This is a genomic window from Microbulbifer mixtoriginis (SeqCode), assembly GCF_052467235.1.
On sequence record NZ_CP174305.1, the window covers coordinates 364,129 to 382,911 of the forward strand.

12 protein-coding genes are annotated in these 18,783 nt (G+C 47.0%); 6 read left to right on the forward strand and 6 right to left on the reverse strand.

Annotated elements, in window-relative coordinates:
• Positions 1 to 56: 56 nt before the first annotated feature.
• From ACJJIO_RS01495 to ACJJIO_RS01510, 4 genes are all read right to left on the reverse strand, one after another.
• A complete protein-coding gene (locus ACJJIO_RS01495) occupies positions 57 to 2,282 on the reverse strand; it encodes a M12 family metallopeptidase (RefSeq protein WP_444909927.1) in 2,226 nt (741 codons plus the stop codon).
• Between the two features lie 612 nt (positions 2,283 to 2,894).
• Entirely contained in the window at positions 2,895 to 5,111 is a 2,217-nt protein-coding gene (locus tag ACJJIO_RS01500; protein WP_444909928.1) for a M3 family metallopeptidase, read from the reverse strand.
• A gap of 501 nt (positions 5,112 to 5,612) precedes the next feature.
• Positions 5,613 to 6,407, reverse strand: coding sequence for a class I SAM-dependent methyltransferase (locus ACJJIO_RS01505; protein WP_444909929.1), 795 nt, complete (start codon positions 6,405 to 6,407; stop codon positions 5,613 to 5,615).
• Positions 6,408 to 6,430: 23 nt separating this feature from the next.
• Positions 6,431 to 7,840: a serine hydrolase domain-containing protein gene (locus tag ACJJIO_RS01510; protein ID WP_444909930.1), complete on the reverse strand. Its 1,410-nt coding sequence runs from the start codon at positions 7,838 to 7,840 to the stop codon at positions 6,431 to 6,433.
• 376 nt (positions 7,841 to 8,216) lie between these two features.
• Here ACJJIO_RS01510 and ACJJIO_RS01515 point away from each other — a divergent pair, with 376 nt between their 5' ends.
• Positions 8,217 to 9,017 (forward strand): IclR family transcriptional regulator, encoded by an 801-nt coding sequence (locus ACJJIO_RS01515; RefSeq protein WP_444885339.1) that lies wholly within the window; start codon positions 8,217 to 8,219, stop codon positions 9,015 to 9,017.
• A gap of 76 nt (positions 9,018 to 9,093) precedes the next feature.
• Here the strand turns inward: ACJJIO_RS01515 and ACJJIO_RS01520 are convergent, their stop codons facing one another.
• Together ACJJIO_RS01520 and ACJJIO_RS01525 are read right to left on the reverse strand one after the other, a co-directional pair.
• On the reverse strand, positions 9,094 to 10,221 hold the full coding sequence (locus tag ACJJIO_RS01520; protein WP_444888677.1) for an acyl-CoA dehydrogenase family protein: 1,128 nt from the start codon (positions 10,219 to 10,221) through the stop codon (positions 9,094 to 9,096).
• Positions 10,222 to 10,248: 27 nt separating this feature from the next.
• Positions 10,249 to 11,448: an acyl-CoA dehydrogenase family protein gene (locus ACJJIO_RS01525; protein ID WP_444885341.1), complete on the reverse strand. Its 1,200-nt coding sequence runs from the start codon at positions 11,446 to 11,448 to the stop codon at positions 10,249 to 10,251.
• A gap of 457 nt (positions 11,449 to 11,905) precedes the next feature.
• Between ACJJIO_RS01525 and ACJJIO_RS01530 the strand changes: the two genes are divergently transcribed.
• The 5 genes from ACJJIO_RS01530 (at position 11,906) to ACJJIO_RS01550 (ending at position 18,767) form a co-directional block, all read left to right on the forward strand.
• On the forward strand, positions 11,906 to 13,783 hold the full coding sequence (locus tag ACJJIO_RS01530) for an acyl-CoA synthetase (RefSeq protein ID WP_444909931.1): 1,878 nt from the start codon (positions 11,906 to 11,908) through the stop codon (positions 13,781 to 13,783).
• A 56-nt stretch (positions 13,784 to 13,839) separates the two neighbouring features.
• Positions 13,840 to 15,042 carry a 3-oxoadipyl-CoA thiolase gene (locus tag ACJJIO_RS01535; protein ID WP_444909932.1) on the forward strand — a complete coding sequence of 401 codons (1,203 nt, stop codon included), beginning with the start codon at positions 13,840 to 13,842 and terminating at the stop codon, positions 15,040 to 15,042.
• A gap of 60 nt (positions 15,043 to 15,102) precedes the next feature.
• Positions 15,103 to 17,205, forward strand: a complete 2,103-nt coding sequence (locus ACJJIO_RS01540; RefSeq protein ID WP_444909933.1) for a 3-hydroxyacyl-CoA dehydrogenase NAD-binding domain-containing protein — start codon at positions 15,103 to 15,105, stop codon at positions 17,203 to 17,205.
• 128 nt (positions 17,206 to 17,333) lie between these two features.
• The gene (locus ACJJIO_RS01545) at positions 17,334 to 18,284 is read left to right on the forward strand and encodes a DMT family transporter (protein WP_444909934.1); all 951 of its coding nucleotides are present in this window, start codon (positions 17,334 to 17,336) and stop codon (positions 18,282 to 18,284) included.
• A 21-nt stretch (positions 18,285 to 18,305) separates the two neighbouring features.
• Positions 18,306 to 18,767: a PaaI family thioesterase gene (locus ACJJIO_RS01550; RefSeq protein ID WP_444909935.1), complete on the forward strand. Its 462-nt coding sequence runs from the start codon at positions 18,306 to 18,308 to the stop codon at positions 18,765 to 18,767.
• Positions 18,768 to 18,783: the final 16 nt, after the last annotated feature.

An 18,783-nucleotide genomic window follows, 5' to 3' on the forward strand; every position in this document is an offset into this window, starting at 1 on the left:
GGGTTGATTTAAATTTAAATCAACCCATCACCCAAAATCAATAAATTACCTAGCCGTTAATAATCAACACTTAACCAGAGATTTTCAAAATCAGTGTAGCCATAAACGGTGACATACCAGACACCTGCTTGGGGCGCATTTACATTTATAGACTCATGACTGGTCCAGTTTTCTGAAGTGAAATCCGCGTTGCTCACAGAAGCCTCCTCACCGTACTTTATATACAAATCTGCATCACCAAGAGAAGCGATAAATGAAGTCCCGGTGGCAATAGAGAGTTTGGCTACGCCCTCTGGCACTTGAACTTTAAAAGTGAGCGCATCACCCGCTTTGCCATCCAAGTCGGCGATGGTCTCGCCAGCTACGAGAAACTCTTCTGGGGTAGACGTTTTGAAGGAGCCCATTAAAGTGACTTGCTCAAAATCCGCATAGCCCAATAGCATAATATGCCACACACCCGCTTTCGGATTAGCAATTGAAGCAGTTTCGTCATTACCACTTATATAGGGACGATAGTCGTAGACAGATTCCGTTGGCTTCTCACCAAAACGCACATAGAGATCTGCATCACCACTGCCGCCATTCATGGCAAACTGTAGATCTTTAGCATTTTGGGGAACGTTCATGGTGAAATACAAAGCCTCCCCCTTGCTGGCAGCCAACCCACCTATTTCCTGAAGGTTGACTAGCTGGTTGCCAGGCTCACCTCCCAAATCCAGAGTCGCGGTTAGATCCACGCCTTCAAATGAACGCTCTACCGGTGTGAGCAATACATGCCAACGGCCTGACTGAGGCGAGATGATCTGTATGTTTTCGATATTACCGGCATTTTCAGACTTGTAGTCAAAATCTGTGGTATCGGGTAGGCGGTTATGAGCCACATATACATTCATCTCACCGCCTATTTCCGACTCTTCTGTTTGAATAGTCAGTTTTTGAGCATTTTCAGGGACATCAATGTGAAATAGCTTGCCATCTTTCCCCCGTAAGTCGACCCTTGGTTTGCCAGAAATAAGTGTTCGCTCCGCCTCTTCATCACAAATAAATGTTTCACCACCCTTAACCGGGCTGTATTGGATATTACCGCCCTCGATCACACCATTGATAAAAGTGAGCATTTCACAGGAATAAACATCCAATAAATTATTGGTGAAATCTACCTCTTTTAGGAAAGGCTTATCCATTACCCACTCAAATTGAACGGAATCCAAATGGTTGCCAGAGAAATTCATAGACTCCAAGCGCTTGGGTAACTCAGGAACCTCGGTTAGATTTTCACTGGCAACAGTAAGATGTTTTAGATATCGAAAAAGATGTATACCTTGCAAAGATTGAATTTCACCGTTTCCAGGGGTATGAATTTCCTCAACCTTCGCCGCCTCTAAACTACTTATTTCACCATTATTATCGGCATCAAAATAAGCAAGCAAATAAGATTTAAATGCCGAATCAGGAATGTTGATATTCACAGTACCATAGTGAGAAGCCGCCCCTACCTGATCACCTGCTCCGAGGTCGACGCGCTGCCCTACAATGCCATCATATTTCTCATAGCCTTTTTTGGGGACAATTGTCGCACTCCCATTAGCACTATATGCGCGGGAGGGATAGTGCATGACTGACAGGAAGTCGTATTCGCTGTAGTTGTGTGATTGGCGAACATCAAAATTGTAGATATACGCTGGCTTTATATTGTCTTCCAGGATCATCACATATTGATCCCGATCAGAACGCTGCTGCTCATGTCTCATGCCGATAGCATGACCCAGCTCATGAACAATAATATATTTCATACTCCAGTCTTTCATACTGAAAAACTGCCCGCCACCAGACATTCCAACCATAGATCGATTTTCACTGCCATTTCGCACGTAGATATAATTGGTTTGGTCTTTGCGCAATTTAAAATGTAAATCTGCGACCTCTTCCCAGACCTTGGTAGCATCAACGAATCGCTGGCGGTTTTCTTCTGTTACGTCTTCATGAAAATCATAATAGACAACACCTTCAGGCCACTTATTTGCTGACAACTCAAAGGCTGACATTATACTGGCCTGCCCGGATTCCTGTGGAACCAGCTCCAGCATATCCCCAGTTAACTGATAGAGTTTGCCATCAACCATCACCTTCCTTGAGGAGAATTGCTCTTCCAGTTGTGCAAATTCATTCTCGGTAAAGTTTGGAATGCTATTAGCCACTGCCTGGCTTGATGCCAGTGTCAATTGACTTAATAAGGCCAAGCTTGTAGTAACCCCCAGCACTGCACCGGTTAACTTTTTCATGTTCCTTCTCTGAAAATTCACGGATTTGTAACCTAATCTGGTGTTTAAGATTTTGAAAGACGACAAAACCAATTGATATAAGTCAAAATAATAAAATATCAATGGGCATGTCGACGCGGGCAAGAATACAGCCGTTGAAATTTAAGGTCGATAGGATATTTATTGCTAATTTATAAGCACAAGGGTAGAAAAAGAGAAGAACACTTCAACAAGCAACCTAATATTTTTAGTTAAATTTTTTTAACAAATAACAAATAACAAAACAAAAGAACAACGACCAATCAGAAATGGAACATAAGAACCAGCTATCTGATTCCGCTAAAAATAGAGGGCAGCAGATATAGCTAGGGACTTACTTTTAGAAATGAAGACCTTGCCCAGTATTGAAAATTCGTCCTAGAAATAACTTCTGGGTATCTACTAACCAGCCAAAGAGGGGATCACGAGACCAATACTGAATAGGAAATTTTTACAATGCAGATTGCATATGCCGCAAACATATGGTTAATGAATTTTTATTCTCGAGCACTTCTTAACTCAAAGACCACTTAAACAAAAAAAGCCGCATCCAAAGATGCGGCTTTTTCATGAACAATTTATTAAATCAATAAACTAGTTCTTGGAGGCAACCGTACTCTCTTTCTTCTCCGGGATCGGGAAGCCACGATCGCGCATCAACGCTTCGATATTGGCATCACGACCACGGAAAGCACGATAAGCATCAGCGGGGTCTACAGCATTACGCGGTGCAAACAGGTGTTTCACCAACTTGGCTGCTACCTCTTTGTCGTAGAAGCCACCTTTAGACTCGGAGAAGGCCTCAGAGGCGTCGGAAGTCAGCACGTCGGCCCACATGTAACCGTAGTAGCTAGCTGCATAACCTTCACCAGAGAAGATATGGCCAAAGTGCGGGGTGCGGTGACGCATGACCAGCTCTTTCGGCATGCCCAGCTTATCCAGAGTTTCACGCTCAAACTTATCTGGGTCGATACCCTCTGGATCAGCAGTGTGGAACTTCATATCAATCAGCGCAGAGGCCAGGTACTCAGTGGTGGCAAAACCAGAGTTGAACTTGGCGGCTTTCTTAATCTTCTTCACCAGATCCGCAGGAATAGGCTCACCAGTCTTGTAGTGCACCAGATAGTTATCGATAACCGCATCGGTAGACAACCAACGCTCCAGCAGCTGGGATTGGAACTCGGTGTAGTCGCGAACACCGCTGTTCAGGGTCGGGTAAGTCACGTTGGAAGCAAGGAAGTGCAGCGCGTGGCCAAACTCGTGGAAGAAGGTTTCGGCATCGTCCCAGCTCACCAGCACAGGCTCACCCGGCGCGCCCTTGATAAAGTTGGAGTTGTTAGAAGACAAGACGTTCTTCTTGCCATCAAAGGTGGAGTGGTCACGATACATGGTTGCCCAGGCACCGGAACGCTTGCCAGCACGGGCAAATGGGTCCAGGTACCAGAGGCCGATATGGTCGCCAGTGGTCTTGTCAGTGACTTCCCAGACTTTAACATCTTCGTGGAATACCGGTACGGAACCTTCTTTCACCGGGGTGAATTTGAAGTTGAACAACTCACCAGCTACGTAGAACATGGCTTCACGCAGGTTATCTAGCTGCAGGTACTGCTTCACTTCATCGGAGTTCAGGTCGTACTTGGCCTTGCGAACCTTCTCGGCGTAGTAACGGTAGTCCCAGGGCTCAATAGTGATATTGGCTTTCTCGGCATCCGCCACCGCCTGCATATCAGCTACTTCTTCTTTTACGCGGGCAACTGCTGCGGGCCATACCGCTTCCATCAGGTCCATGGCCCGCTCAGGATTTTTAGCCATACGGTCTTGCAGGCGCCATTCAGCGTAGTTATCGAAGCCCTGCAGGCCTACGCGCTCATCACGCAGCTTCAGGATTTCAGCGATGATGGCGTTGTTATCGTGCTCATCGCCATTGTCCCCACGGCTGTAGTAGTTGGTCCATACTTGCTTGCGCAGCTCGCGATCATCGGAGTAAGTCAGGAATGGATCCATAGAGGAGCGGGAATTGGTTATTGCGTACTTACCCTTCTCGCCCTTCTCTTCCGCCAGTGCTGCCGCCGCTGCAACAAAGGATTCCGGCAGGCCGCTCAACTGATCTTTGCTCAGGAAGATATCGTAGCCTTCCTCATCCGCCAGTACATTGTTGGAGAACTTGGTATAAAGTTCAGCCAGGCGCTTGTTGATTTCCGCATAGCGCTCCTTGGCCTTACCTTCCAGGGTCGCACCATTGGTAGAGAACTGGGTATAGATCAGCTCAACCACACGCTTCTGTTCAGCATCCAGGTCCATCGCGTTGCGCTGGTCGTAGATCGCCTTGATGCGCTTAAACAAGTCTTTGTTCTGATAAATTTTGGACTCGTAATCAGCCCAGATTGGTGCCAGCTCTTGTTGAACTTTGCGGAACTCTGGTGAAGACATATTCGCAGCCCAGATTCCATAGTAAGCCGTTGCGCGGCTTAGCTCGGCGCCACTGCGCTCCATCGGCACAATGGTGTTAGCAAAGGTTGGTTCAGCGGAATCTGAAGCGATCGCACCTAGCTCGGTAAGGCTTATCTCAATACCTTTTTCAATTGCGGGCTTGAGATCTTCCAGCTTCATCTTGTCAAACGCAGGTACACCACCAAAGGGACCAGTCCACTCTGCCAGCAGCATGTTACTGGCGTGCTCTGGAGTTACAGCCATGGACTCTTCGGCTTTCACAGTGTCTTTAGCTACCTCAGCCTGTTTTGCCTTTTCACCACAACCGCCCACAACCGCCAGGGATGCGGCTACGGCTAGTGCGATCATTGTCTGACGCATTTGCTATCTCCTCGTAAAAAAGGGTCTTTTAATAGTTTTAAGAGCGGGATTCTACCCTCTCTTGGCCTATGCCGGCCAATTCTACCGTCTCAGCAGTCTGAAACTGCGGCTAAGTGAGTGATTTGTGCGACAACCTCCCCCTTTGGACTACCGGCGCCACCATGGACATAAAGAGTATACTTTATCTTGATAACGATTTATTAAGTGATTTCATTTGAACTTATAAATCATTCGAATAATTAGCCAATGTGGCTCATTTAGCCTCTCAATAAAGTAAGTTAGGCGATCTCAATACGGGTGCTGCTGCCCAAGAAATCTACAGAACATCAAGTAGACAACAGTGGCACGCCCGCTAAAACATTGAGTTCTCACCGCCGGAAGAAATATTGTTCGTGTAAATACAAAAATTAAGGAATTTAAGACTCAACTTTAATGGCAGGCCTCTTTTCTTAGCCTATTTCTACTGGCTCTATAGCTTAGGACCTTGGTGAACGTCAAAATCTATACGTCCTTTTTCCAACAAGCCAGCATTGCCATTGGCGGAACACATTTAGAGCTTTCCAAATCTCCACACCAATTACCCACATTCTTCCCGAGTTCAACAAACTTCTGTAGAGATAGATTACTTTCAATTGCCGCCATCAAAATATCTGACAAGGTGTGATGAAAATTATAATTTTCTTTAGCCTGATATTTTCTACCATCCAAATAGCCCAAACCTTGATCATCCTTTTGCGGCTCGCGATTGAAATAAGACATGGCAATGTGTGAGGGATTACCTTCCTCATACATATTTAGAACCGGATGTATTTCTTCCATTAAAAGATAGCCACCCGGCTTCAGCAAGGAAGTACAAATTCTCATAAACTGCTTTAGATCCGGCATCCAATTAAGTACGCCAATAGTGATAACCGCAAAGTCAAAACGGCCGATATACTCATCAGGCAACTCATAGATGTTAGAGCATACGATTTCTACATCCGAACACCTTGAGGCATTTACCAAAAGCCGAGCTTGATCGACAAAAGCTTGGGATCCATCAATCCCCACACAGAGCCCGGCACCTTTCTTTTTGATGGAGATTAAATCTTTCGCATTATTGCAGCAAATTTGAACCACTGACTTTCCGGAAAGATCAAACCCATCCAACATGCCATCAAAGTCTTGTTCTAAGGCATTAAAATTAGACTCGGAGACTTTCTCAAGTAGCCGCTTGCTGAATTCCCAGTGAACAGGTCCAGCCTCATCCCAGGAGGCCAAGGATTTACTGACAAAAAAATCTGTATTTTCTTTCATGGAACACCTCTTTAGCACCCAGCTTATATTTTAATAAACTTGACTGATCCATTCTGAGACATTACAACGCCCTTACCCTGAAAATGAAATGAAAGATCTCTTTGGAGCGCTCCTAAATGCACCTTATATACCTCCCCAGTTTTTAGCAATGGTCCACTGAGCCCTCCCCAACTAACCATTATTTTACCACCCTCAATATAGAGTTTTTGCTCCGGCCAGCCATTACTATTCACATAGATGCCAAGCAAGTTTCCTGGAAAATTTTCGGCACTGACAACCAATGCAGGATCTGGCGCTTCCAATAGCTCGCCTCGGACAGACTTCTTCAGCCGCTTAATCTCCTGCTCAAACAGCGTATCTCTATTTGCTTTATTTAAAATTGAGTTATAAGTATAATTAGCCATTACATGGGGTAACATATAAGCCGCATCCTGATTGGTGAATGCAATTACACCAATCTCTCTTTTTGGTATAAATGATACATGGATGCTATATCCACCATAATTTCCAAACCGAGTTAAAAGAGTCTCTTCATTATACTCTGCCAGATCCCACCCCAAGGTGTAGCCTGTTCTCTTATAGGTGAAATAGGTTTTTGATTGATCTACCTGCTTTTCATGAAGCTCATCAAAAATATTAATCTTAGATACATTTGACCTATCTTTACTTATATTTACCTGAAGCCATGTCGCCAAATCACTTACAGTAGAAACCAAGCCTCCTGAGGGGTGCATCGTTTGATCAGACTTGAAATGTCCTGAAGTAAAGATATTACCATCACTGGAGGTGATAATAGATGGAAGAAAATTATCCATTTTGGATACCTTATTCGTAGTCGAATTCATATCCAGAGGCTCAGTTATATACTTCTCTATAAGCTCTCCCCAAGCTTTTCCAGTGACATTCTCTGCAATCATCGACGCGACTATCGGGCCCGTATTTGAATACCTAAAGTTGTAATCTGGCGCTATAAGTAGATTCTCACTTAATGAATGTACCAGCTCCTCTTGACCGGAATAACCTAAAAAAGCTGACTTGAAGGTATGTTGAACACTTGTAAATCCAGACGTATGGGTAAGTAAATCCCTAACACTGATTTTATTGGTGTCAACTTTTCCCTCAAGCCCCAGCTGGAGATTATAAGATGATATGGGTTTATCTAAATCTAACTTGCCCGAGTTATGCAGGATAGCCATCAAAGTACTGGTAAAAGACTTTGTGTGACTTGCGATTAAGAAAGGCGTGTTCTCTGTAACTTGAGGGCCACCTTCAGAATAGGCATAAAAGAAATCAAGCCCGTTCTTATCAACTACCGCAACAAAATGTGAGCCAATTAAGCGGTTGCTATTAGACAGCTCTTCCAGAGCTGATTTTATTTCTTTTCCAACATTATCATCTATGGCATAACAGTTACTAACGACAATCAAAGCCATTGTGATACTAATGAGAAGCCTTTTTATCATATCTAAAATTCTTTTTTAAATGAGCTCAAACCTGGAAAAGTTCACTGGTAACGGATTCAAACACTAATTTCACCTTTGAAACAAGCAGCAACTATGCAAAATACGATAAATAGAATGTATATATAGGTATTTCGCAAAAAATACAATTAAACCATATCGGCTTTAAAGAACACTCTTGCCCCGGACTCACAGTTGCCCCCCCAAGTACAACCACAATTTACGTTACCGCTCATTATTATCCAAACACCCTTCGCAGGCCTAAATTTCTCTTTAAGGCTAAGTATCTAACTTCAGATCCAGGAGTAAAATTTGTATACTTGCTACTGTAGAAGCAGGATTTAAGACCATGGCTCCGCTGAGTGATCTCCCAAGAAAGAAAAGCGCAGAACCCGATCGCAAGTTTATTGAAGCCCTCGCCCGAGGACTGGATGTTCTGCGGGCATTTCAGCCCGGTGATGGCTTTCTGGGTAACCTTGAAATCGCCCAACGCACAGGCTTGCCTCGCTCCAGTATTTCACGGTTAACCTATACTCTGACAAAATTAGGCTATTTGACCTACTCAGACCGACTGGAAAAGTACCAATTAGGTAGCGGCGTACTAGCGCTGGGTTACTCTTTCGTCTCTAATCTGGCTATTCGGCAGGTTGCCAAACCCCTAATGCAAGACCTGGCAAACTCCACAGGAACTGCTGTAGGGCTGTCTGACCGTGATCGACTCGACATGATATTTGTCGAGTTTTGTGCAGCCGCTAATGTTACGACTTTTCGCTACGAAATAGGTAACCGTGTTTCTTTAGCTACCAGTGGTTCAGGAAGGGCTTTCCTGGCAGCGCTACCTCAAGAGGAGCGCGAGTACTTTTATGGGCACCTGGAGAAAAGAAATAGCGAGCGCTGGCCTAAAATCAAGGTTGGAATTGAAGAAGCGGTAGCAAGCTATAAGCAGCGCGGCTTTTGTAGCTCCTTTGGCGACTGGAACCGCGATGTTAATGGTATTGCTGTCCCCCTACAATTAAGCCAGGGGCGCATTTATACATTTAATGCGGGCGGACCTGCTTACCGCCTGAGTCCAGAATTCCTGGAAGAAGAAGTCGCCCCCTTATTGAAAAATATGGTCGGCAATATAGAGGCCATGCTGATCCGCTACTAGATAGCTTAACCCCAGGTTAGTAGCGCAATGCGACCAACCTGGGGGATAACTCATCACCTCACGGCTGCCTGCCTCGCTAGTGCCCGGCAAATCGGCGAGTATGATAATCTGTACTACCGAAGAAATACTGGATTGTGGTTAAGCGTTTAAAATAATGGCTCACATCCAACTCCTCTGTAACCCCTATACCGCCATGTAACTGAATTGCTTCCTGGCCTACTAACCGGGCAGCTTTTCCAATGCGGCTTTTTGCTGCAGAAATTGCCTTAGGGGCAACGCCATTATTCACATCCAACTGTAACGCTGCCATTAATAGAATAGAGCGGGCCTGTTCATATTCGGTAAACATATCCACCATCCGGTGTTGCAAGGCCTGGAACTTACCAATGGGAACGCCAAACTGCTCCCGGGTCTTGGTATATTCCACGGTCTTTTTATAAATTTTCTCCATGGCCCCTACTGCCTCGGCACACAGCGCCAGTGTGGCCCGGTCAATTGTCTGTTCGATTACAGGTAAAGCTGCTCCCTCTTCCCCAACTCGGTTTGCCACAGGGACCATCACGTTATTAAACTTTACCTCAGCCGCACGGTGCCCATCCACAGTGGCATATCCCTGGCGATGAATACCCTCAGAGTTGGCATCTATCAATAATAAAGTGATACCTTCACAATCATGTTGGCCGCCGCCAGTACGTACTGCCACCAATAGTTTATCTGCGGCTGAGCCGTTCAAAACAACGGCTTTGTGGCCATTCACTACGTAGCTGTCTCCTCTCCTTATAGCTTTAGTGGCAATATCAGACAGATTGAAACGGCTCTGGGGCTCAGCAAATGCAAATGCCAGCTGCAACTGGCCTTCCATCAACAAGCTAATTAGCTCTCGCTTCTGCGCCTCATTGGCACCGCTTGCTATTAGTCCACCACTTAAAACTGCACTGGCCAGGAAGGGTTCCACTACCAGGCCACGACCAAACTCTTCCATCACTACCATCAGATCAACAGCAGAGCCACCCAAACCACCGTCTTCTGCATTAAATGGAACCATTAGCCAGCCCAGCTCAGCAAATAACTTCCAGTTATCTTCACTAAACCCAGTATCACTGTCTATTAACTTACTGCGACGATCAAAGTCATAATCCTGTTGAATAAATTTGCTCACACTACTTTGTAGCATCTGCTGCTCTTCACTATAGGAAAAATCCATCGTTCCAATCCTCATTAAACGTCGCGTTTACAGGCCAAGTACCCACTTGCTGATAATATTTTTCTGAATTTCGTTACTGCCACCATAAATCGAGGATTTACGGTTATTTAAGTAACGGGGCACACTGCTGGTAATAACTCCAGGGCCTACATGCTCGCCATCAAATCCGCTTTTAAATTGTTCCCGGACAAATGGCATTCCGTAGTAACCCGCAGTTTCCATGTAAAGTTCATCAATAAGTTGGGCGATTTCAGTTCCTTTAATTTTTAAAATGGAGGATTCCGGCCCCGGTGCATTACCGGTACTCACTGCCGCAAGTGCTCTTAGCTCAGTAAACTCCAAAGCTAAAAGATCTATTTCAACTTCTGCGAGCTTTTGCGCAAAGGCTGGATTTTCCAGGAGGCTGACGTCACCATCACAAGTATCACCTGCCAGTTTTTTTAAAGTCTGTAAACGTTTTTTGGAAGTGGCAACCCGTGCAATGCCCGTGCGTTCATGGGTCAACAGTACCTTGGCATAGGTCCAGCCGTGACCTTCCTCTCCAATACGGTTGGCCACTGGTACCCGTACATTATCAAAATGCACTTCATTCACTTCATGATGACCGCCCAAAGTCATAATGGGCGATACAGTAATGCCCGGGTGGTTCATTTCAATTAATAGGAAAGTAATTGCGGCCTGGTTTTTGACTTCGGGGCCTCCGGTACGAACCAGGCAGAAAATCCAATCGGCCCAGTGTCCCAGAGTAGTCCAGGTTTTGGTGCCATTAACGATATACTCATCACCGTCTCGCACTGCTGTGGTTTTTAACGACGCCAAATCAGAGCCCGCATTTGGCTCCGAATACCCTTGGCACCACCAAACATTACTTGCCAAAATATCTGGTAAAAACCGCTGTTTTTGCTCTTCACTACCATAAGTGAAGATAACCGGTGCAACCATTTTAAAGCCGAAAGGAATTACATCTGGCGCCCCGAAGTTGGCACACTCATTGGCCCATATGTATTTTTGTGTTGGCGTCCAACCGGTACCCCCATATTCAACTGGCCAGTTAGTCGCAGCCCAACCCTGTTCGTACAGGATCTTTTGCCAGCGTTCATAGTCCTCTTTTCCCAGGGGAATTTCATCCAGAGTCCTCTCACTGATATCCGCCGGAAGCTTCTCTTGCAGGAATTGCTTAACTTCCTGCTGAAAAGCTAATTCTTCGGGGGAAAAATCTATATTCATTCGCTTGCTCCTGTTTATATGGGTGCAATTGGCAGAGATTTTTCAGCTAACTTCCTTCACCAACTTGCACAATCAACATGTACTAAATTCGGAAGTTCCCTTATACAAGCGGAATAAATTCACTTTCGATCTGGCTCGGCGAGCTCCACTCTTTGTCTTAATTAAACCTATCTACAAACAATTTCAGGATGATATTGATATCTGAGCATCGCTATTTTGACTTTTTCCGACTCACGCAAGTAGGTCCTCAATTATCGAGCCAACTCTATTGACGCAACTTTCTACTTAGTGGCGTTTATACATAGCTGGTGTAAATATTTATCCGCCAATTCCCACCAATTAGCTTTTAAATCACCACTCGACGCACAAAACATTACCACTGAATTCCGCAGAGTGGAATGCTCTTTTCACTTTTGATATTGTCACCAACATAATAACCATAGTGAGAGAAGCCCCCATGTCTATCACGTCCACTTCCACTGGCAGTCCCATGCTGCAATCTCTTGCAGAAATCCAGGAATATGAAAAAGTACCTTTGTTACAACGTTATCCCTGGGAAAACACCTACGATTTAATTCGGCAGGCCGCCCGTCTTTACCAACAAGATGCAGCCATCGAATTTCTTCCCACCGCTGTACCAGATGAAGAAAGTGTGACTGTGAGCTACTCGCAGCTATCCGAAAAAGTTCACCAAACCGCCAATCTACTCCATTCTCTCGGAGTTAATTCGACAGATACCGTTTCATTACTATTACCCAACCTTCCTGAAACGCATTTTGCACTCTGGGGTGGACAAGCCGCGGGAATCGCCAGCCCTATCAATCCGTTGCTGGAACCGGAGCATATCGCCGAGATCATGAATGCCACCAAAGCCAAGGTATTAGTCAGCCTTGGGCAGGATCTCAGTGAGGAGATTTGGGAAAAGGTTGCGCAGGTCATTAAGCAGGTTCCAACCTTGAAGGCACTGCTGCTAATCAGTAAAAAACCGGTTAGCACCCTATCCATACCTTCCGGCATTAAGGTAGAGAATTTTGTATTGGCTATTGCCCAACAGCCAAATGACCATTTAATTAGTGGGAGAACTATTCAAGGCAATGAAATTGCCAGTTACTTCCACACCGGAGGGACAACCGGGCGGCCTAAAATTGCACGCCTGACCCACAGCAATATTGCGTTTGTCGCACAGCTGAGTGTGGACACAACATCCAGTAAGGGGCGATTTGCTACCCTCAGTGGCCTTCCTCTGTTTCACATTTTCGGCACTGTGGTCGCCGGCATTGGCACTCTGCTCGCCGGCCGCACGATTGTTATAATGACCCCCTCAGGTTTTCGCTCCCCCAATGTGCTCCCCAACTGGTGGCATCACGTCGCCCGCTTCCGTGTACAGGGCTTTGGCGCCGTGCCCACTATTCTCGGCATCTTGATGCAAATCCCTGTGGGCGACAATGACATCAGCTGCCTGACTGATGTTGGCTGCGGGGCCTCGCCTTTACCCGCAGCGCTTAAGAGTGCGTTTGAGGAAAAATTCAATGTGACGGTAAGTAACGGCTATGGCATGACAGAGTCCAGCTGCCTGCTGGCCCGCCCCCCAACAGATATGCAAGCACCCGAGGGCAGCGTCGGCCGCCGCCTCCCCTATATGGAAATGAAAATTGCCGAAGTGGATGGAAACCGGCTAGTGAGAACCTGTAACACCGGTGAAGTCGGTATTGTACTTGCACGGGGGCCACATATTTTTTCAGGCTATCTCTCCGAAGAGGATAACGCCAAGGCTTGGGTTGACCACAGCTGGTTTAATACTGGCGATATGGGATATGTCGATGGCGATGGCAATCTTTATCTGACCGGGCGAGCCAAGGATTTAATCATTCGTGGCGGCCACAATATAGATCCAGCCTTGATTGAAGAACCGCTAAGCCGTCACCCCGCCGTGGCTATGGCCGTTGCCGTTGGCCAGCCCGATGCCTATGCCGGTGAGGTTCCGGTGGCCTATGTCACTCTATATCCGTCCGAAAATCCTCCCACGGAAGAGCAGCTTATCGACTACTGCCGCACCCAGATTTCTGAACGTGCAGCGATACCCAAGCGGATCGAGATCATTGATGAAATCCCCCTAACCGCTGTAGCCAAGGTATTCAAACCCGCTTTGCGTAATCGCGCTACCGAATATGTTATTGGCCAGGCACTTCAGGAAAAAAATATATCTGCAGATTTTTCTGCCCGTTTTGATAGTGCCCTGGGCCAGGTTGCAAAAGTTCGTCTGGAAAAACCTTCAGCTAAAACGGTAGCAGAGGAGGCATTGGAAAACATTCCGGTAGCGCTGGAGTTTGATTAAGCGCGGACATTTACTACTGCTCACAAAACAATAATCAATCATTGGGAAAACTGACAATGCCACAAGCTTATATCTATGATGGCGGCCGAAGTGCTTTTGGTCGCCATGGAGGTAGCCTTTCCAGTATCAGGCCTGACAATATGCTCGCGCATGTCATTAAAGCCCTGGTTGAACGTAATAATTTCGATCACAAGCAATTTGAGGATGTGATTGCCGGAAATACCAATCAGGCCGGTGAGGACAGTCGTAATATCGCTCGCTTTGCCGGGTTAATTGCAGGACTGCCGATCTCCACCGGTGGTATTACGGTAAACCGCCTATGTGGTTCAGGCTTATCTGCCGTTGCCGATGCAGCACGTTGCATCAGGGCCTCGGAAGGTGATTTATTCATTGCCGGTGGTGTTGAATCCATGAGCCGTGCCCCTTTGGTCCTCTCCAAAGCAAGCAGCCCGTTCGATCGCACCCAGCAACTGGCGGATACCACTTTGGGTCCGCGCTTCACCAATCCCGATATTGTTGCAGAATTTGGCAGCCATACCATGCCGCAAACTGCAGACAATATTGCCGCAGACCTGAATATTAAGCGGGAAGAGTGCGATATCTTTGCACTAGCTTCACAAGCAAAATATGAAAGCGCGCGTATTGATGGCTTTTTTATTGATGAAATTATCCCTATCGAGGTGCCACAGGGCAGAAAGCAACCACCTCGCCTTATCGATACTGATGAACATCCCCGCCCCGATACTAGCCTGGAGCGCCTACAAACACTACGCCCATTGTTTGAAGACGGCGTAGTGACTGCCGGAAATGCTTCCGGAATCAACGATGGTGCCGCAGCACTCATTATTGGCAGCCAGGAAGCCGGCCAGGCCGTAGATCTCAAGCCCCGCGCACGTATTCTCGCCAGTGCTATTGCGGGAGTGGAGCCAAGAGTAATGGGTTTAGGCCCGGTCCCGGCTACCCGTAAGGCATTGGCTCGTGCAGGCTTGAGCCTGGCAGATATGGATGTCATGGAGTTTAACGAGGCATTTGCTGTACAGGCCATGGGCTGCCTGAAATTGCTCGAGATTGATTACGAGGACTCCAGGGTTAACCCCAATGGTGGTGCAATTGCAGTTGGGCATCCGCTCGGCGCCAGCGGAGCCCGCATTCTACTCACAGCATTACGCCAGCTGGAGCGTAGCGGCGGGCGCTACGGGTTAGCCACCATGTGTATTGGTATTGGCCAGGGAATCGCAGTGATTATAGAGCGTATATAAAAACCGGCGAGACCCTTTAGGAGAAACCATCTAATAGTCATTTAAGATCTGGAGATAACAATGTCTACCGTAAATTATGAACTTATTGGCGATATTGGTGTTATTCGACTTAACAACCCCCCTGTCAACGCGCTCTCCCACGGGCTGCGCGAAGGCATATGGGGAGCGATCAAGAGTGCCCAGGAAGATGCCTCTCAGGCACTGGTTTTAATATGTGAAGGCCGCACTTTTATTGCTGGTGCAGACATCACAGAATTTAGTAAGCCACCACAGGCACCTGCCTTATCTGAAGTGATTACCGAAATCGAAAACTCTCGTAAACCGGTGATTGCCGCTATTCACGGGACCGCATTGGGCGGGGGCTTTGAGGTGGCACTGGCTTGTCACTATCGCTGTGCCCTGGCATCTGCCAAAGTCGGCCTGCCTGAAGTTAAATTGGGGTTATTGCCTGGGGCCGGTGGTACTCAGCGCACGCCACGTCTGGCCGGCGTTGCGGCTGCATTAGAAATGATCACCAAGGGTGCCCCAATCCCGGCCGCGAAAGCCAAAAGCATGAAGCTGATCGATCACGTGGTTGATGATGATCTATTCGAAGGGGCCCTCGCCTTTGCTCGCGAACTAATTGACCAGAAAGCCCCACCACGCAGAGTCCGGGACATCACAATAGATCCTGCCAGTATTCCAGAGGGCCTGTTCGAGGATTTCCGCCAGCGACTGGAAAAAAGAGCACCTGGTCAACTGGCCCCACAGAATATTGTCTCCTGTGTGGAGGCAGCAGTGAAGCTGCCATTCGATAAAGGGCTGGCTAAAGAGCTGGATCTATTCATCGAATGCCTACTCTCAAGTCAGTCCGCCGCCCTGAGGCATATGTTCTTTGCCGAGCGACGTGCGACAAAAGTTCAGGGTCTCTCCAAAGATACCCCTATCAGAGAAATAAACAGTATTGGCATTATTGGCGGCGGCACGATGGGGGGAGGTATCGCCATGAATTTTGCCAATGCCGGTATCCCAGTTAAGCTGCTAGATATCGATCAAGCTGCCGTAGAACGTGGCCGAGCAGTAATCGACAAGAATTACAATATCAGTATGAAAAAGGGGAAGATTACAGAGCCCCAAAAAGCACACTGTCTCTCACTAATCCAGAGCACCACTGACTATTCCGACCTGGTAGAGGTAGACCTCGCTATCGAAGCTGTGTTTGAGAATGTAACGCTTAAAAAGGAAATTTTTTCCAAGCTGGACCAATACTGTAAACCCGGCACCATTCTCGCAACAAACACTTCCTACCAGGATATCGACCAGATCGCCGCTGCTACCAATCGGCCAGAAGATGTTATCGGCTTACACTTTTTCAGCCCCGCCAATGTTATGAAACTTCTAGAAGTCGTTCGTGGCTCAAAGAGCGCCGACGATGTTATCGCTACCGCAATGCGGTTGGCAAAAACTATCAAGAAAGTTCCCGTCCTAGCCGGAAACTGTTATGGGTTTATTGGCAACCGGATGCTGCGGCCCTATGCCCGTGAAGCGCAACTCTGTTTAATAGAAGGAGCCACCCCGGAGCAAATAGATACCGTAATGCAATCCTGGGGCATGGCCATGGGGCCCATAGCGGTTGGAGATTTGGCCGGTCTCGATATTGGCCACAAGGCCCGCGAGGGCCTGAGCGAAGCAGAAAAAGGCGACCCCAAAACCTACTGCATTGCGGATGCTTTAGTAGAGCTGGGACGCCTGGGCCAAAAGAGTGGAGCCGGTTATTACCGCTATGACCCAGAAACTCGCGCTCGTACCGGTGACCCCGAAGTCCAAGCAATTATAGAGGCTCAAGCCAAAGCGCACGGGATAGAGCGGCGAGAAATCTCTGATAAAGAAATTCTTAATCGCCTTACTTTCTCCTTAATTAATGAGGGAGCCAGGATTCTGGAAGATGGAATAGCCCAACGCCCCAGTGATATTGATGTTGTGTATGTTTATGGCTATGGTTTCCCTCCCCATCGTGGCGGCCCCATGTTTTACGCAGATAGCATCGGCCTGAAAAAGATCTACGATACTATTTGCACATTCCGTGACCTACATGGCGAAGCCAACTGGACTCCTGCACCATTGCTCGTCCAACTGGCAAAAGAAGGTAAAACATTTACGGACTGGGCAGACGATCAGCGATAGTATTCGCTTCTCAAGGGTAACCGGTAAAAGTACCGGTTACCCTTTTTGCCAAAGTTGAGAGATTTTTAGTTGGCAACACAATGATAAGGCCTGATACGTTAATAGAATCGAAACTACGACCGAGCCAAATGCGTCTTAATGAGCTGCAGCTCGAACAGTCACCAGAACCGCCAGATCACCACAAAGCGATCCAAGCCAGGGTTAAGAGAAACAATTGGAAAGGCATAGGTTACGCACTGGCCACCGCTATGGTTGCCAGTACAGCCGCCGCAGCCAGTAAATGGATATCACCCGCCGTACCAGTACCTTTAATAGTGCTCAGCCAATACAGCATCTGCTTACTATTACTTATTCCCTGGCTGGTGCGCCAATCACCCCAAAAGCTCATAACACAACACTGGAAAACCCATTTACTGCGCGGCTTTGCAGGCTGGCTCTGCTTCTTTTCCTACTTTTATGCACTCAGCCGTATTTCATTGATGGAGGCAGGCTTACTGCGCAATGCCGCCCCTATTTTTGTTCCGCTTGTAGCCTGGCTTTGGGCGCGCGCACAGATTCCCGCCACAAGCTGGCTACCCATTGTGCTTGGGCTACTTGGTATCGCACTGATTCTTCAACCTGATATCCATGGTATCAGCAGTGGCCACGCCTTCGGCTTACTGTCAGGTATTACTCTAGCTGCCTCTATGGTGGGCACACGTATTTTGTCACACACTGATAAGTCGAGTCTTATTTTGTTTTACTATGTCCTTATCTCATTTATGTGCAGCCTGCCCCTGGGTATCTACTACTGGCAATCAATACCTAGCTGGACTATTCCCTACCTGGCTTTTAATGGAGTTTCTATTTTATTAGCGATATGGCTCTATACCAAAGCTTATAGTTATGCAAAACCCAGTGTAGTTTCACCAATCAGCTATTTTGGAGTGGTTATTGCTGGCATTTTTGGCTGGCTGATATGGCAACATCTACCTAACACAATTGCGCTGATAGGAATTTGTATAGTGGTCACAGCAGGTCTGCTTACAGTGTATTTCTCCACCCAGCAGGCTGCCCGAACGCACCCTGCTCCTAACTAATTTCCCAAAAGGTAAGTCCAAATGAGCTGGCAAAATAAAAAACAACCACCGTTTAATGATCATTTGGGTGTGAAAATTGATGAGTGGCAGGAAGGCCGTGTGGTGATCAGCGTAACCGTACTTCCTGAGCATTTGAATAGCCACGGAGTACCCCATGGGGGATTTATTACAACGTTAATTGATATTGCCGGTTCCTACTGTGGCCTCTACTGCCCGCACCCAAATCGTCAGCGTAAATCCCTCACGCTTTCATTAACAACTAATTTCACCGGTCGAGCCAAAACCAACCAGTTAACCGCCATAGGTAAGTTGACCAGCTCGGGGCATAAAATCTTTTATTCCTATACCGAAGTTTATGACAGTGTAGGAACTCTGCTTGCAACTGGCCAGATGACAATGCGTTACCAAACTGGTAGTGAAATACTAGAGGGGGAAGCCATTGAAGAGTATCCTGCAAAAACACACCATAGAATTAAAGTGTGAAGCCCTCAACTGACTA

Bases quoted from the DNA above. Each gene is read 5' to 3' on its own strand.
- ACJJIO_RS01495 (WP_444909927.1), bottom strand. From the start codon at position 2,282: ATGAAAAAGTTAACCGGTGCAGTGCTGGGGGTTACTACAAGCTTGGCC.
- ACJJIO_RS01500 (WP_444909928.1), bottom strand. From the start codon at position 5,111: ATGCGTCAGACAATGATCGCACTAGCCGTAGCCGCATCCCTGGCGGTT.
- ACJJIO_RS01505 (WP_444909929.1), bottom strand. From the start codon at position 6,407: ATGAAAGAAAATACAGATTTTTTTGTCAGTAAATCCTTGGCCTCCTGG.
- ACJJIO_RS01510 (WP_444909930.1), bottom strand. From the start codon at position 7,840: ATGGCTTTGATTGTCGTTAGTAACTGTTATGCCATAGATGATAATGTT.
- ACJJIO_RS01515 (WP_444885339.1), top strand. From the start codon at position 8,217: ATGGCTCCGCTGAGTGATCTCCCAAGAAAGAAAAGCGCAGAACCCGAT.
- ACJJIO_RS01520 (WP_444888677.1), bottom strand. From the start codon at position 10,221: ATGGATTTTTCCTATAGTGAAGAGCAGCAGATGCTACAAAGTAGTGTG.
- ACJJIO_RS01525 (WP_444885341.1), bottom strand. From the start codon at position 11,448: ATGAATATAGATTTTTCCCCCGAAGAATTAGCTTTTCAGCAGGAAGTT.
- ACJJIO_RS01530 (WP_444909931.1), top strand. From the start codon at position 11,906: ATGTCTATCACGTCCACTTCCACTGGCAGTCCCATGCTGCAATCTCTT.
- ACJJIO_RS01535 (WP_444909932.1), top strand. From the start codon at position 13,840: ATGCCACAAGCTTATATCTATGATGGCGGCCGAAGTGCTTTTGGTCGC.
- ACJJIO_RS01540 (WP_444909933.1), top strand. From the start codon at position 15,103: ATGTCTACCGTAAATTATGAACTTATTGGCGATATTGGTGTTATTCGA.
- ACJJIO_RS01545 (WP_444909934.1), top strand. From the start codon at position 17,334: ATGCGTCTTAATGAGCTGCAGCTCGAACAGTCACCAGAACCGCCAGAT.
- ACJJIO_RS01550 (WP_444909935.1), top strand. From the start codon at position 18,306: ATGAGCTGGCAAAATAAAAAACAACCACCGTTTAATGATCATTTGGGT.